General features: G+C 70.4%; 17 protein-coding genes. 8 read left to right on the forward strand and 9 right to left on the reverse strand.

The genetic code is table 11. The features are described from left to right. Positions 1-28: 28 nt before the first annotated feature. Both HC028_RS03555 and HC028_RS03560 read right to left on the reverse strand, forming a co-directional pair. Positions 29-475, reverse strand: coding sequence for a hypothetical protein (locus HC028_RS03555; RefSeq protein ID WP_168072708.1), 447 nt, complete (start codon positions 473-475; stop codon positions 29-31). A gap of 153 nt (positions 476-628) precedes the next feature. Then, positions 629-1,129 (reverse strand): MaoC family dehydratase, encoded by a 501-nt coding sequence (locus tag HC028_RS03560; RefSeq protein WP_168072710.1) that lies wholly within the window; start codon positions 1,127-1,129, stop codon positions 629-631. Positions 1,130-1,395: 266 nt separating this feature from the next. Here HC028_RS03560 and HC028_RS03565 point away from each other — a divergent pair, with 266 nt between their 5' ends. Beyond that, positions 1,396-1,848: a hypothetical protein gene (locus tag HC028_RS03565; protein ID WP_168072712.1), complete on the forward strand. Its 453-nt coding sequence runs from the start codon at positions 1,396-1,398 to the stop codon at positions 1,846-1,848. Next, positions 1,836-2,735, forward strand: coding sequence for an MFS transporter permease (locus HC028_RS03570; protein ID WP_203981150.1), 900 nt, complete (start codon positions 1,836-1,838; stop codon positions 2,733-2,735). Before HC028_RS03565 ends, HC028_RS03570 begins: the two co-directional genes overlap by 13 nt. On the opposite strand, the gene HC028_RS03575 is transcribed toward HC028_RS03570, so the two are convergent. Further along, positions 2,664-3,077 carry a thiol-disulfide oxidoreductase DCC family protein gene (locus tag HC028_RS03575; protein ID WP_168072714.1) on the reverse strand — a complete coding sequence of 138 codons (414 nt, stop codon included), beginning with the start codon at positions 3,075-3,077 and terminating at the stop codon, positions 2,664-2,666. The two genes, HC028_RS03570 and HC028_RS03575, sit on opposite strands and share 72 nt — an antisense overlap. A 137-nt stretch (positions 3,078-3,214) precedes the next feature. Here HC028_RS03575 and trxA point away from each other — a divergent pair, with 137 nt between their 5' ends. From trxA to HC028_RS03590, 3 genes are all read left to right on the forward strand, one after another. After that, positions 3,215-3,577, forward strand: coding sequence for a thioredoxin (gene trxA, locus HC028_RS03580; RefSeq protein WP_168072716.1), 363 nt, complete (start codon positions 3,215-3,217; stop codon positions 3,575-3,577). A gap of 67 nt (positions 3,578-3,644) precedes the next feature. After that, positions 3,645-4,706 carry an Rv2578c family radical SAM protein gene (locus tag HC028_RS03585; protein ID WP_203981151.1) on the forward strand — a complete coding sequence of 354 codons (1,062 nt, stop codon included), beginning with the start codon at positions 3,645-3,647 and terminating at the stop codon, positions 4,704-4,706. Between the two features lie 67 nt (positions 4,707-4,773). Next, positions 4,774-5,190: a CoA-binding protein gene (locus tag HC028_RS03590; RefSeq protein WP_168072718.1), complete on the forward strand. Its 417-nt coding sequence runs from the start codon at positions 4,774-4,776 to the stop codon at positions 5,188-5,190. Positions 5,191-5,194: 4 nt separating this feature from the next. Here HC028_RS03590 and HC028_RS03595 read toward each other — a convergent pair whose 3' ends face one another. Both HC028_RS03595 and HC028_RS03600 read right to left on the reverse strand, forming a co-directional pair. Beyond that, complete coding sequence (locus HC028_RS03595) at positions 5,195-6,397, reverse strand: acyl-CoA dehydrogenase family protein (protein ID WP_168072721.1); 1,203 nt, start codon at positions 6,395-6,397, stop codon at positions 5,195-5,197. 138 nt (positions 6,398-6,535) lie between these two features. Next, complete coding sequence (locus tag HC028_RS03600; RefSeq protein ID WP_168072723.1) at positions 6,536-7,453, reverse strand: SDR family NAD(P)-dependent oxidoreductase; 918 nt, start codon at positions 7,451-7,453, stop codon at positions 6,536-6,538. Positions 7,454-7,633: 180 nt separating this feature from the next. Between HC028_RS03600 and HC028_RS03605 the strand changes: the two genes are divergently transcribed. After that, the gene (locus HC028_RS03605; RefSeq protein ID WP_168072725.1) at positions 7,634-8,188 is read left to right on the forward strand and encodes a DUF4190 domain-containing protein; all 555 of its coding nucleotides are present in this window, start codon (positions 7,634-7,636) and stop codon (positions 8,186-8,188) included. Between the two features lie 64 nt (positions 8,189-8,252). On the opposite strand, the gene HC028_RS03610 is transcribed toward HC028_RS03605, so the two are convergent. After that, entirely contained in the window at positions 8,253-9,212 is a 960-nt protein-coding gene (locus tag HC028_RS03610) for an HpcH/HpaI aldolase/citrate lyase family protein (RefSeq protein WP_168072727.1), read from the reverse strand. A 51-nt stretch (positions 9,213-9,263) separates the two neighbouring features. Between HC028_RS03610 and HC028_RS03615 the strand changes: the two genes are divergently transcribed. Continuing rightward, on the forward strand, positions 9,264-10,100 hold the full coding sequence (locus HC028_RS03615) for an SDR family NAD(P)-dependent oxidoreductase (protein WP_373313825.1): 837 nt from the start codon (positions 9,264-9,266) through the stop codon (positions 10,098-10,100). 17 nt (positions 10,101-10,117) lie between these two features. Here HC028_RS03615 and HC028_RS03620 read toward each other — a convergent pair whose 3' ends face one another. Together HC028_RS03620 and HC028_RS03625 are read right to left on the reverse strand one after the other, a co-directional pair. Then, positions 10,118-10,621, reverse strand: coding sequence for a hypothetical protein (locus HC028_RS03620; RefSeq protein ID WP_168072738.1), 504 nt, complete (start codon positions 10,619-10,621; stop codon positions 10,118-10,120). A 7-nt stretch (positions 10,622-10,628) separates the two neighbouring features. Beyond that, entirely contained in the window at positions 10,629-11,336 is a 708-nt protein-coding gene (locus HC028_RS03625) for an HAD family hydrolase (RefSeq protein ID WP_168072740.1), read from the reverse strand. A 76-nt stretch (positions 11,337-11,412) separates the two neighbouring features. Here HC028_RS03625 and HC028_RS03630 point away from each other — a divergent pair, with 76 nt between their 5' ends. Further along, positions 11,413-12,336, forward strand: a complete 924-nt coding sequence (locus HC028_RS03630; RefSeq protein ID WP_168072742.1) for a DMT family transporter — start codon at positions 11,413-11,415, stop codon at positions 12,334-12,336. On the opposite strand, the gene HC028_RS03635 is transcribed toward HC028_RS03630, so the two are convergent. Continuing rightward, complete coding sequence (locus tag HC028_RS03635; RefSeq protein ID WP_168072744.1) at positions 12,275-13,147, reverse strand: PhzF family phenazine biosynthesis protein; 873 nt, start codon at positions 13,145-13,147, stop codon at positions 12,275-12,277. The genes HC028_RS03630 and HC028_RS03635 overlap by 62 nt on opposite strands. Between the last annotated feature and the right edge of the window lie 81 nt (positions 13,148-13,228).

A 13,228-nucleotide genomic window follows, 5' to 3' on the forward strand; every position in this document is an offset into this window, starting at 1 on the left:
TTGCTCGCGTGAGCTGGCCGCGGCGGCCTCAGACAGTCAACGCGAGCGACAGGTCGACGAGGAAGCGCCGCTCGGCCGCCGTCATCCGCCCCTCGACCCGCGCCACTGAGCAGACCGTGACGGCGATGTCCGTCAGCCAGTCGCGGTAGGCGGCCGCGTCGGCGGCACTGGCCCGCCGTTCGAGGGTACGGGCGGCCACCCGGCAGTCGGCCAGCACGCTCGCAACGCCCGACCTGGGGTCGGCGAACTCCCCAGGGTCGGTGTCGCCGGCTTGCTCGGCGTAGATCGCCGCCACGACGTCGCGTAGCAGGCGGCTGGGTGAGGCCCGCCCGGCGGCGATCGCCTCGATTCCGGCGAGGCTTTCGGCGACGGTGTGCCTCACGCTGTCCCGCTCGATCACCGTTGCGGCGATCAACACGCGGCCGGGGAGCCGGACGATGAGATCCCACTCCGCCTGCGGGAACGACAAGGCCATGGTTGAGCGGCTCGCTGGATGGTGCGGCATGACGACCCTCCCGCGCTCAGCATAAGCGCGCCGATAACCATGATCGTCGCCAAGCCACCGGCCCGGACGGGTCGCCGGCCAGCCGGCCAGCCGGTCAGCCGGTCAGCCGGTCAGCCGCGACGATCACGCAGAGGGCTTGGGCTCCGGAAAGCTCGGCTGCTCGGGGCCGGCGAACTCCTTCTTCGGCACCATCACCCGGCGCCGGAACACACAGACCAGGGTTCCGTCCTGCTTGTAGCCCCGGGTCTCCACGCTCACCACGCCCCGGTCGGGCTTGGACTCCGACTCCCTCTTGTCGAGCACGGTCGTCTCGCCGTAGATGGTGTCGCCGTGGAACGTGGGGGCGACGTGGCGCAGGGACTCGACCTCGAGGTTGGCGATCGCCTTCCCGGACACGTCGGGCACGGACATTCCGAGCAGGATCGAGTAGATGTAGTTGCCGACCACCACGTTGCGCTTGAAGTGCGTCGACGTCTCGGCGTAGTGAGCGTCTATGTGCAGCGGGTGGTGGTTCATCGTCAACAGACAGAACAGATGGTCGTCGTACTCGGTGACCGTCTTGCCGGGCCAGTGCCGGTAGACCGCGCCGACCTCGAACTCCTCGTAGTACCGACCAAACTGCATCTCGACCCCTTCCATCGACTGGCCTGAGATTACCCAGTGGTAACCGCCGCGAATATGGAGACGTCTGCCACAGAACGCAATGAACGGCGGGGCCCTCCCCGGCGCCCGCCGTCCACGCTCTGTGATCGAGAATCATGCCGAAAACAGCAACGCTGCGTATAGAGACGGGGATCACAGTTACCAAACTGTGAACTTTTCGCTGGGCCTTTACCGAGAATCTCCGACACAGTCGATTACAAATAGTGAACGTGAGGCCACGACAGCGAGTGACCACCGGGGTCTATGCGGATCAACTTGGACCGCCTGGACGCCGGCTGCGCGTCGTCGCCACCCTCACCGGCGGCGCCCTGCTGCTCGCCGGCACCATCGCCGGTACCGATGACGATTTTCCCTTCGGGCCGTTCCGGGTCTACGCGTCGGCCAACAAGCTCGACGCGCCGGTGGCGGATACCCGGATCGAGGGCGTCGACACGGCCGGACAACGCCTAACCCTGACCGAAGCCGAGACCGGCATCCGCCGGGCGGAGATCGAGGGGCAGTCGGACCGCTTCACCGCGGCGCCGGCCCGGCTGTCCACCGTGGCCACCGCGTACGAGCGGCGCAACCCCGACGCCGCACCGCTGACCGCGATCGTCGTCGTGGTTCGCTGGCACGAGGTACGCGACGGCCGCCCGACCGGGCAGTACCACGACGAGACACGGGCGGTATGGCAGCGGTGACGGCATGGCTCTTCGAACCGGTACCGCGCGCCCGCGTCGCGCGCTTTCGCACCCTCGTCTACCTGTTCGTCGCCGCCGACCTCGTCGTCTTCACCCCCTGGGTACGCCACCACGGCCAGGTACCCGCCGACTTCTACCGCCCGCTGCTACTGGGGCGACTGCTGCACCTGCCCACCCCCACCCCGCTCCTGGTGGACACGGTGTTCTGGCTGCTCCTCGTCGCCGCGTGCGCGGCGGCGACCGGGCGGGCGCCCCGCGCGCTGGGCTGGACCGTCTTCGTCCTGTACAGCGAATGGATGGTCGTGGCGATGAGCTACGGCAAGGTCGACCACGACCGGTTCGCGCTGCTGGTGGCCCTCGCCGCGCTGCCGACCGCCGGCCCGGCCCGCCACCGGGACACCACGCTCACCCAACGCGGCGGCTGGGCACTGCGCGTGACGCAGCTCGCCGCTGTCGCCGTGTACTTCCTGTCCGCCTGGGCCAAGCTCCGCTTCGGAGGCCTGGACTGGCTCACCGGCGCCACGCTGAACTGGGCGCTGCTGCGCCGCGGCACCGCCCTGGGGCAACTGCTCACCGAAGCGCCCGGGCTCCTCGTCGCCGCACAGTTCGGCATCCTGACGTTCGAGCTGCTCAGTCCGCTCGTGTTCGTCGTACCGCGCCGATGGCGTTACCTGCCGGTCGGCTTCTTCTACGCGTTCCACCTAAGCGTGTTCGCCACGGTCACGATTTCGTTCATCCCGCAGCAGATCGCGCTGGCGAGCTTCCTGCCGCTCGAACGCCTCGCGCTCCCCCGGCGCAGCGACCCGCGACCACCCTTAGCTGGCGGAGGAGTCGCCGACAGCGTCGGGGCGGCGAGGCAGGGCACACGCGGCGGTGCCGCCCGGTAGCTGATGCCGGTTACGCGCCACCCACCGGTATACGGGCCAGGCCAGCGCGAGCGCCGGACGGGCGCCGAGGACCGCGCCGGCGGGGCGCCACACCAGGTGGCCGCTCGGCCCGCCCGCGTGCCGCAGCAGCCGCGCGATGGCCGCCGGCCCAGCGGCGACGTCGCCGTCCGTGCCGACCCACTGCACCGCGTCGGCACACTCGTCCGCCGAGAGTCCGAGCGACGCAAGATCGAGCCGCTGCCACGCCTCGACCCGCGCCGTCGTGTGAATACGGCGTTCGATGAAGCGGACGCATGCCGAACAGAACGCGCAGTCACCGTCGTAGACGAAGGTCGGCCCCATGAATCAATTGTGCGATGGTTTAGCCGGACGGCTACGGGTACGCCTGACGTGACGATGCCCACCCCGAGGAATGGCACCGACCCTGTCGGTCGTTGTCGATGATGTAGCCGCAGGAGACGCAGATCGGAGACGAGACAATGGCGACCGTAGCGCTGACCGCTGAGAACTTCTCGGAGACCGTGTCGGGCGAAGGAATCGTGCTCGTCGACTTCTGGGCCAGCTGGTGCGGGCCGTGCCGCGCATTCGCGCCCGTGTACGAGCGCGCCTCGGAAAACCACCCCGACATCACCTTCGCGAAGGTCGACACCGAGGCCGAGCAGTTGCTCGCGAGCGAGTTCGAGATCCGCTCGATCCCCACGGTGATGGCGATCCGCGACGGAATCATGGTGTTCTCGCAGCCAGGTGCCCTGCCCGAGGCCGCGCTGGAGTCTCTCATCAGCCAGATCCGCGCCCTCGACATGGACGAGGTCCGCCGTCAGGTCGCCGCGAACGCGTCCTGACCCATCCATAGCCGTACTCCCGGCGCGCCCACTGGACGTTACCTCGAACTAATGTTCGAATAGGTGGGTGCGCTGGGAGAACCTCTCGATAAACGACCGCTCCACCGAGGAGCCGGCACTGCCGATCCCGATGGCCGGCGCGGTCGCGCGCACGTTCGATACGCCCGAGTTCCGCGGCATGACGTTCTACGAGGTGCGCGCGAAGTCCATCATCAATCGGGTGCCGGGCGCCTCGCGGGTGCCGTTCGAATGGACGGTCAATCCGTACAGAGGGTGCAGCCATGCATGTCGCTACTGCTTCGCCCGTAACACGCATAAATACCTTGATCTGGACGCCGGGCGGGACTTCGACACCCGCGTCGTCGTCAAGGTGAACGCCGGCGAACTCCTGCGCAAGGAGTTGGCCTCCCCCCGCTGGCGCGGTGAGCAGATCGCGATGGGCACCAACGTCGACTGCTACCAGCGGGCCGAGGGGCGCTACCGGCTGATGCCCGAGATCATCGCCGCCCTGCGCGACTTCGCCAACCCGTTCTCGATCCTCACCAAGGGCACCCTGATCCTGCGCGACCTCGACCTGCTCAAGCAGGCCGCCGAGGTCACCGGCGTGGGCGTGTCCATGTCGATCGGCTTCGTCGACGAGGCGCTGTGGCGCTCGGTCGAGCCGGGCACTCCGAGCCCACGCCGCCGGCTGGACGCCATCCGGCAGCTCTCCGACGCCGGCTTCGCCGTCGGCGTACTGATGGCACCGATCCTGCCGGGGATCACCGACACCCCCGAATCCATCGACGAGACGGTCCGGGCCATCGCGTCCGCCGGAGCCGCCAGCCTGGTGCCGCTTGGACTGCACCTGCGCCCGGGCGCGCGGGAGTGGTACCTGGCGTGGCTCGCACGCGAGCGGCCCGACCTGCTGCCGCGCTACCGCGAGCTGTACGGCGACGGCTCATACCTGGGCGCGGGTTACCAGCGGGAGTTGACCGCCCGGGTGCGGCTCGCGGCCCGCCGGTACGGGCTGCACGCCGGGGGCATGAACACGGCCCGGCAGGTGCTGACCAGCCCCCAGGAGGCGCGGGTTCTCGGCTCGCCCCGAAACGGCGGCCGGCAGCAGCCCGAGCAGTTGACTCTGCTGTAGTGATCCGCCTCGCTTCGTCCAAAATGGAGCAAGGGCGGACGCTGGTAAAACGCGCTAGTCTTCGGTCGTGAGGACCCCACAGCAGATTCTCGAGCAGTCGATCACCATCGCGGTGGTCGGCGCCTCTCGCGATCCGCGCAAGCCTTCGCACACCGTGCCCGCGCAGATGCTTCGTCACGGTTGGCGCGTCATCCCGGTCAACCCGAACATCGACGAACTCTGGGAGCAGCGCACGTACCCGCTGCTGGCGGAGATCCCGGAGCCGGTGGACCTCGTCAACGTCTTCCGGCCGAGCGAGGACGCGGTCGAGGTGGTCCGGCAGGCCGTGGAGATCGGCGCCCGGGCGGTCTGGCTGCAGCTGGGCATCGTCTCGCCGGAGGCGCGCGAGATCGCGGCGGAAGCCGGTATCGACTACGTCGAGGACCAGTGCATCGCGGTGGTCCGGGCGCAGGCCGGCCTCACCCGGAACCTGGAGCGGCAGTAGCCGGTCAGCGCTGCTTGTACTCCTTGAGCAGGCCGCGCGAGATGATCGTCTTTTGGATCTCGGAGGTGCCCTCGCCGATGAGCAGGAACGGCGCCTCGCGCATCAGGCGCTCGATCTCGTACTCCTTCGAGTAGCCGTAGCCGCCGTGGATGCGGAACGCCTCCTGGACCACCTCGGCGCAGTACTCGCTGGCCAGCAGCTTCGCCATGCCGGCCTCGACGTCGTTGCGCTTGCCCGCGTCCTTCAGCCGCGCGGCGTTGACCATGAGTGCGTGCGCCGCCTCGATCTTGGTGCCCATCTCGGCGAGCTTGAACGCGATGGCCTGGTGACCGGTGAGCGGCTTGCCGAACGTCTGCCGCTGCTGGGCGTACGCCACGGCCAGTTCGAAGGCGCGGATCGAGATGCCGCAGGCGCGGGCGGCGACGTTGACCCGGCCGACCTCGATGCCGTCCATCATCTGGTAGAAGCCGCGCCCGAGGCCGGCGTCCACCCCGCCGAGGACCGCTGACGACGGCACCGTGTGGCCCTCGAGCACCATCTCGGTGGTCTCGACGCCCTTGTACCCCATCTTTTCGATCTTGCCTGGGATGGTGAGGCCGGGTGCCGTCTCGCCGAAGCCGGGCTCCTTCTCCAGCAGGAACGTCGTCATGTTGCCGTACACGGTGTCGGCGCCGAGGTCGGTCTTGACCAGGGTCGCGACGACCGACGAGTAGCCGCCGTTGGTCAGCCACATCTTCTGGCCGTCGATGGTGAACTGGTCACCGTTGCGCACGGCCTTCGTCCGGATCGCCGACACGTCCGAGCCGCAGCCCGGCTCCGACATCGAGAAGGCGCCCCGCACGCGGCCTTCCGCCATCTTCGGCAGGAAGTACTGCTTCTGCTCCGGGGAGCCGTGCTGCGAGATGAGGTACGCGACGATGAAGTGGGTGTTGACGATGCCGGAGATCGACATCCAGCCGCGCGACAGCTCCTCGACGACCAGGGCGTACGTCAGCAGGGACTCCCCCAGCCCGCCGTACTCCTCGTCGATGGTGATGCCGAACAGGCCCATCTCGCGCATCCCGTCGACGATGTCGGCCGGGTACTCGTCGGCATGCTCCAGATGCTGGGCGTGCGGGATGATCTCTTTGTCCACGAACTCCCGAACGGTCTCGAGGATCGACTGCTGGACATCGGTCAGACCGGGCGTCTGGGCGAGGCGTGCCATGGTGACCCTCCAGGGCGCGATGGGGTGAACGCAGATTAAGTTACTGGCGAGTTGGGTTCCCAGGGCAGAGGATGTGAAAACCCTCACCCGACAAGCTCACCCTGTGCGATAACGCACCTGCGCGAGGATGGGCGGGCCTCAGCGGTACTCGGCCTGCTGCACGCTGTTGCCACCGTCGACGACCAGCATCTGCCCCGTGATGTACGACGCGGAGGGCGAGCACAGGAACGCGATGGTGGCCGCCACCTCGTCGGGGGTGCCGGGCCGCCCCATCGGAGTGCCGTACCCCTGCTTGAGCTCGACGAGCGTCGACGCTCCGGTGTGGATGATCCCCGGCGCGACCGCGTTGACGGTGATGCCGTCGGCGACAAGCTCCATGGCCAGCGCCCGGGTCAGGCCGACCACGCCCGCCTTGGCGGCCGCGTATCCCGCCTCGGCGGGCAGCGCGTTCACCGGCCCGGCGGTGGCGGCGAGGTTGACGATGCGCCCCCAGCCGTGCTCGGCCATCCCGCCGACGAACGCGCGGCTGACCAGGAACGCCGTGCTGAGGTTCCGGTCGATCTCGGCGCGCCACTCGTCGAAGGTCAACTGGGCCACCGGCCGCAGCACCTCCGGGCTCGCCTTGCTCGCCAGGCCGGCGTTGTTGACGACGACGTCGACGCTGCCCAACTGGTCGCCGATCGCGTCGGCGAGCGCGCCGACCTCGGCCTCCACGGTCAGGTCGGCCACGAAGCCGGTCACGCCCAGTTCGCTGGCCCGCTCGTGGATGCGGCGGGTCGTGGACACGATCGCCACGGTCGCGCCGAGCGCGCGCAGCCGCCGGGCGGTGGCGTAGCCGATCCCGTCGGGGCTGCCAGCGCCGGTCACGAGTGCGATCTTGCCGTCGAGCCGGTCGCCGGCAAGGGGGGAGGGCTGCTCGGCAACGATCGGCTCGTCGTCGGGTTGCTCGCCGCTGGGGACCGCCCGAAGGGTACGTCGGGCCTGCCCTGGTCGGCTCATGTCGCGCCGACCACTCTTCGCGCCGGCCGCGGCGCCGCGTCGCGAATCAGATGCCATGCAAGTGATCCTGCCCGTTCCACGGGTGGCGGGCAACGACAACGCGCATGTTCGTCCGGCGATTTGGGCCGTTCTGTGGACTCCCGACCCAGGAACTGGCCGTTACCCTGGCGAGGCCCTGCGTCGATGGACTGCGGGCCGCGGACACGTACCGCGTCTTTGAGCGTATGGAGCACCCAGATGACGAACCCGCCGCAGCAGCCAGGAAACTGGCCGGACCCGACGGCCTGGCAGCCACCCGAGCAGCAGCAGCCTCCGCAAGCCGCTGCCGACCCGTACGGTGCCGCGCCCGTCTCCCCCGACTACGCGGCACCGACCGGTTACGCCCCGCCGACCGGTTACGCCCCGCCGACCGGTTACGCCCCGCCGACGGGTTACGCGGCACCGGGCGGTTACGCCCCGCCGACGGGTTACGCGGCGCCGGGCGGCTACGCCGGCCACCCCGGTTACGGCTACGGCGCGCCGATGCCGGTCGCCGCCCCCAACAACAACCTGGCCATCGCGTCGCTCGTACTGTCGCTGGTCGGCCTGGGATGCGGCATCACCGCACCGGTGGGCGCCATCCTCGGCCACGTCGCCCGCCGCCAGATCCGCGAGCGGGGCGAAGGCGGCGCGAGCATGGCCCTGGCCGGCATCATCGTCGGCTGGGTCGTGACCGCGCTCATGCTGGCCTACGTTGTTTTCATGATCTTCATCGTCGTGCTCGCCGCCAACGACCCGACCTTCGGGAACTGATCGGAACGAGCAAGCGACGAGCGCCCGCCGGAAGAATCCGGCGGGCGCTCGTCGTTTACGCGTGTCAGCCCTGCTCAGGCGGGGTGAACGTGGCGGTACGCGACATGCCTGCGGCCCGGCCCTTGCCGGCGATCACGAGCGCCATCTTGCGGGACGCCTCGTCGATCATCTCGTCGCCGAGCATCACCGCGCCGAGCTTGCCGCCCTTCTCCGACGTGTAGTACTCGTACGCGTCGAGGATCATCTCGGCGTGGTCGTAGTCGGCTTGGGCCGGCGAGTACACCTCGTTGGCGGCGTCGATCTGGCCGGGGTGCAGCACCCACTTGCCGTCGAAGCCGAGCGCCGCACTGCGCTGCGCGACCTCGGTGAACGCGTCGACGTCGCGGATCTGCAGGAACGGGCCGTCGATCGCCTGAAGGTCGTGCATGCGGGCGGCCATCAGGATGCGCATCAGGATGTAGTGGTACGGGTCAGCCGGGTACTCCGGGATCAACTGGCCCACCACCAGGGACTTCATGTTGATTGAGGCCATGAAGTCGGCCGGGCCGAAGATGATGGTCTCCACCCGCGGCGAGGCGGCGGCGATCTCATCCACGTTGACCAGGCCGGCGGCGTTCTCGATCTGCGCCTCGATGCCGATACCGCCGACCGGCAGCCCGATCGTCTTCTCGATCTGGGTGAGCAGAAGATCCAGCCACTGCACCTGGGCCGCGTTCTGCACCTTCGGCAGCATGATCGCGTCGAGGTTGGCGCCCGCGCCCTCGACGACCTCGATCACGTCCCGGTAGGTCCACGGCGTGGTGAGGTCGTTGACGCGTACGACGCGGACCTTGTTGCCCCAGCCGCCATCGTTGAGGGCGGCGACAATGTTCTTTCGCGCGTCCGGCTTGGCCAGCGGGGCGACCGCGTCCTCCAGGTCGAGGAAGACCTGGTCCGCCGGGAGGCCCTGCGCCTTGCCCAGCATCTTGATGCTGGAACCGGGTACGGCGAGGCAGGACCGACGAGGTCGTCCGAGAGCACCCATCGAGGCTCCTTAAGGATCGGTAAGTTGGTTACCCAACGGTAATCGTGCGGCGTGATCGGGGAGAACACAGCTGTGGAAGATCTCACGGTCGTTGTGACGGGAGCGAGTTCCGGCGTGGGCCTGGCAGCCGCGCAGGAGTTCGCGCGGCGTGGCGCGCGGGTCGTCGTCGTGGGGCGCGATCCGGGCCGCCTGGCCGCGGCAGTGGATCAGGTACGGGCTCTTGGCGGCCCGGCTCCCGACAGTTTCCGGGCTGACTTCACCCGGCTGGAAGAGGTCCGGGAACTGGCTTCCCACCTGCTCGACCGCTATCCGAGAATCGACGTGCTGGCCAACAACGCGGGCGGCATCGTCAGCTCGTACGCCACCACGCCTGACGGCTTCGAAACCACCATCCAGGCTAACCACCTGGCACCGTTCCTGCTGACCAACCTGCTTCGAGAGCGGCTACGCGGCGGCCGGGTCGTGAACACGGCGTCCGACGCCCACCGCACCGGCCTGGTGGATCCGGACGACCTGACCGGCCGCGCCGACCACTACAGCCGGTGGGAGGCGTACGGCGCGAGCAAGGGCGCCAACATCCTCTTCGCGGCCGAGGCGGGCCGGCGCTGGCCGGACATCCTGTCCACCTCGTACCACCCAGGGGTCGTGCGCAGCCGCTTCGGCGCGGACAGCCCCGTGATGGCGGCGTTCTACAAGTTCGCCCCGTTCCTCACCACGCCCGAGGCCGGGGCCGACACGCTCGTCTGGCTCGCCACGGCGCCCGAGCACGAGATCACGCAGGGTGGGTACTACGCGAAGCGTCGACTGCGCCGGCCGGCCGCCAAGCTGGCGGACCCGAACCTGGCCGCGCGCCTGTGGGAGGCGAGCGCCAAAGCGGTCGGCCGCTAGCGCGGAGGCCTTTGGATCTAGCGCGGGCGCTTGCGGACGCGGTGCAGCCGGAACGGGCGCCGGGCCGGCCGAGCCGCCGGCGTCGGCGGTGGCGGCGCCGCCAGCGACGCGTCGGGCAGCGTCGGGCCGGCCTCGGGCGGCTCCCCCACCGGCTCCAGCCGGCTGACCACGCACCCGGCCGCCCACCGCGTCACGATCTCCTCGGTCGTACCGCGGGCGTTGAGCCGCTTCGCGGCCACCTGGGGCGTGATCGTGTCCCACTCGTCGGTGCCGAACGTGAGCCGCGAAGCGGCCGCCCGCCACGTCACGATCCGCCCGCCATGGTCACCGCGCGCCGTCACGCAGGCCGTCGTCGCCTCGGCCAGCCCCGGCGCAGCCTGCTCCCCCGGCCCGCTCACCACGTACAGCGCGCCGTCGATCCACACGCACCACACCGGGTACGCGGGGCCGATGTCCGGCACGGTCAGCCACACCACGGCGGCCTTCTTCATCGCCTCGTCGACGAGCGGAACACGCTCCATCCCTGCATTATGCGGCGTCGGCGTGATCCACCATCGCGAGAACCTCCGTCAGCGACCCGACCACCGGCCCGCTCCACGCACCGTCACCACGGAAGATCAGATGGCCGGCGAGGTCCGGCGCGGCCAGCCGCACCGCCGCCATCCCGACCTCGCGGGCACCCGACAGCTCCCGGCTGCCACCGTCGCCGACGTACAGGCACTCGTCCGGGTCCATCCGCAGTTGGCGGCAGGCCTCCAGGTACATGGCGGGGTGCGGCTTGCAGTGCCCCACCTGCACGGAGTACACGCAGCCCGCCAGGAACGGCGCAATCCCGAGCCGGGGCAGGAAGGCCGGCAGCTCGTACCAGCAGTCGCTCACCACGACGACCGGAATGCCGCGCCGGCGCAGTTCCGAGAGGACGGGCACCGCCTCCGGGCGTAGCACGGTGTCCGCGTGTACGGCGTCGACGCGCGTCGCCACCGCATCGACCAGCTCGGCGAGGGTCGGCCGGCCCCCGGCGGCGTACGCCACCCGCCGCAGCCCGTGGATCGGGTCGCCGTACTGGCCGGCCGCGCGCAGGTAGAAGGTCCGATCCAGCTCGGCGACGAACGCGTCCGGGTCGCAGCCGAGCCGGCTGGCGATGACGGCGTGGCGCGGGCCCCGGCGGACAGCGGTCGTGAGCGTGCCGAAGAAGTCGAACAGCACCGCGCGCGGCGGGACGGGAGCGGCGAGCATGGGCGGCCTTACCAACGGGGAATCAACCGAGAGAGCCTAACCGGCCGCGCGACGCAGCGTGGCAACATGATCAGCCATGCGTACGCTCGGGGCTCCCACGACGGCGGCCCTCACCATCGCGCTGCTCGCCGTGTCGTCGTCCGCCCCGCTGATCGCGTACGCGGCAGCCCCGGCCCTCGCGATCGCGTTCTGGCGCAACGCGCTCGCCGTCGGCGTCCTGGCGCCGGTGGCGGTCACCCGGCGCAGCGCGGGGCTACGCGGGCTCGACCGGCGGACGGTCGCCCTGTGCGTGCTGGCCGGGGTCGCGCTCGCGGCCCACTTCGCCACGTTCGTACCCAGCGCCAAGCTGACCACGGCCGCCGCCGCGACCGCCATGGTCTGCACCCAGCCGGTGTGGGCGGCGCTCATCGCGGCCGCCCGGCGGGTACCGGTCGCCCCCGCCACCTGGATCGGGGTCGGGATCGCCGTCGCCGGCGCCGTCCTCGCGGCCGGCGCCGACCTGACCGTGTCCGGCCGGGCGGCCACCGGCGATCTGCTCGCCGTCGCCGGCGGGGTCGCGGGCGCGGTGTACACGACGCTCGGCGAGCGGGCCCGGGCACGTACCACCACGACCGCCTACACGACGGTCTGTTACGCCGCCTGCGCGGTCCTGCTCGGCGTGGTGTGCCTGGCTGGCGGCGTACCGCTGCACGGTTTCGACGGCCGCACCTGGCTCGCGATCGGCGCCCTGACCGCAGGTGCCCAACTGCTCGGCCACTCACTGATCAACTTCGCCCTGCACCGGGTGTCGGCGACCACGATCTCGGTACTCCTGCTGATGGAGGTACCGGGCGCGGCGCTGATCGCGTGGGCGTGGCTGGGCCAGGCGCCCGCCGCCCGCAGCCTGCCCGGGCTCGCCCTGCTGGTCGCCGGCGTCGCCGTGGTCGTCCTCGGCGCGGTCAGCCCACGAACGGCGGAACGGCGATCTCGCCGGTCGCGACCGGTACGACGTGTCCGCTGACCGTCGCCGAGACTGCTGCCCCGGCCGCGCCGGTCACCGTGCAGTCCATGGTGGATGGCCGGTGGATCTCCGCGCCCTGGTGCACCCGGTACGCCGAGGTGCCCTCGCCGGGCAGGAGCCCCGAAGCGACCAGCCAGACGCCGAGGCCCAGCGCGGCGGATCCGGTCGCGGGGTCCTCCGGTACGCCGACCCCGGGCCCGAACATCCGGGCGTGCGCGGTCGCGGTCTCGGCGTCCCAGGAGAAGACCTCCACGTCGTCGAAGCCGGCGGCGCGCAGCGCGGCCGCATCGCAGGTCGCCCGGGCCACCGCCGCGGGCACCACCGACAGGTAGGGGAACTCCAGCCCGCAGCCGGCGACCCGGGGCGCCGGGCCGGCGAAGTCGACCGGTTCGAGCCCGACGGCCCCGAGTAGCGGGCCCGGGTCCAGTTCGGGGCCGATGGTCGGAGTGCCCCCGGTCAGCGTCGCGAGCCCGGTGGGTTCGACCACGATCGGCAGCAGCCCGGCGCCGCACTCCTGCACCACGGTGCCGGCCGGAAACCGCCCGGCCCGCTGCAGCGTCACCGCGACCCCCACGCTCGGATGCCCGGCGAACGGAATCTCCCCACCCGGAGTGAAGATCCGTACCCGGTACGTCGCGTCCGCGGTCGTCGGCGGCAGTACGAAGATCGTCTCGGACAGGTTGAACTCCCGCGCGATGTCGTGCATCTGGGATGCCGCCAGCTCGTCCGCGCCGTAGACGACCGCGAGCGGGTTACCGGTGAACGGACGGTCGGTGAACACATCGACGACCTCGTACCGCAGCGTGCTCATGGGCCACAGCCTAGACACCGCTGCCGCCCCGCAAAGGGCACCGACTCGGCATGCGGACGATCGAACGAGACTAGTCTGCTG

This window comes from Planosporangium flavigriseum (genome assembly GCF_011947225.1).
GTDB lineage: Bacteria > Actinomycetota > Actinomycetes > Mycobacteriales > Micromonosporaceae > Planosporangium > Planosporangium flavigriseum.

Bases quoted from the DNA above. Each gene is read 5' to 3' on its own strand.
- HC028_RS03575 (WP_168072714.1), bottom strand. From the start codon at position 3,077: ATGGGGCCGACCTTCGTCTACGACGGTGACTGCGCGTTCTGTTCGGCA.
- HC028_RS03625 (WP_168072740.1), bottom strand. From the start codon at position 11,336: ATGCTCGCCGCTCCCGTCCCGCCGCGCGCGGTGCTGTTCGACTTCTTC.
- trxA (WP_168072716.1), top strand. From the start codon at position 3,215: ATGGCGACCGTAGCGCTGACCGCTGAGAACTTCTCGGAGACCGTGTCG.
- HC028_RS03610 (WP_168072727.1), bottom strand. From the start codon at position 9,212: ATGGGTGCTCTCGGACGACCTCGTCGGTCCTGCCTCGCCGTACCCGGT.
- HC028_RS03570 (WP_203981150.1), top strand. From the start codon at position 1,836: ATGGCAGCGGTGACGGCATGGCTCTTCGAACCGGTACCGCGCGCCCGC.
- HC028_RS03560 (WP_168072710.1), bottom strand. From the start codon at position 1,129: ATGCAGTTTGGTCGGTACTACGAGGAGTTCGAGGTCGGCGCGGTCTAC.
- HC028_RS03635 (WP_168072744.1), bottom strand. From the start codon at position 13,147: ATGAGCACGCTGCGGTACGAGGTCGTCGATGTGTTCACCGACCGTCCG.
- HC028_RS03630 (WP_168072742.1), top strand. From the start codon at position 11,413: ATGCGTACGCTCGGGGCTCCCACGACGGCGGCCCTCACCATCGCGCTG.
- HC028_RS03595 (WP_168072721.1), bottom strand. From the start codon at position 6,397: ATGGCACGCCTCGCCCAGACGCCCGGTCTGACCGATGTCCAGCAGTCG.
- HC028_RS03600 (WP_168072723.1), bottom strand. From the start codon at position 7,453: ATGGCATCTGATTCGCGACGCGGCGCCGCGGCCGGCGCGAAGAGTGGT.
- HC028_RS03605 (WP_168072725.1), top strand. From the start codon at position 7,634: ATGACGAACCCGCCGCAGCAGCCAGGAAACTGGCCGGACCCGACGGCC.
- HC028_RS03620 (WP_168072738.1), bottom strand. From the start codon at position 10,621: ATGGAGCGTGTTCCGCTCGTCGACGAGGCGATGAAGAAGGCCGCCGTG.
- HC028_RS03555 (WP_168072708.1), bottom strand. From the start codon at position 475: ATGGCCTTGTCGTTCCCGCAGGCGGAGTGGGATCTCATCGTCCGGCTC.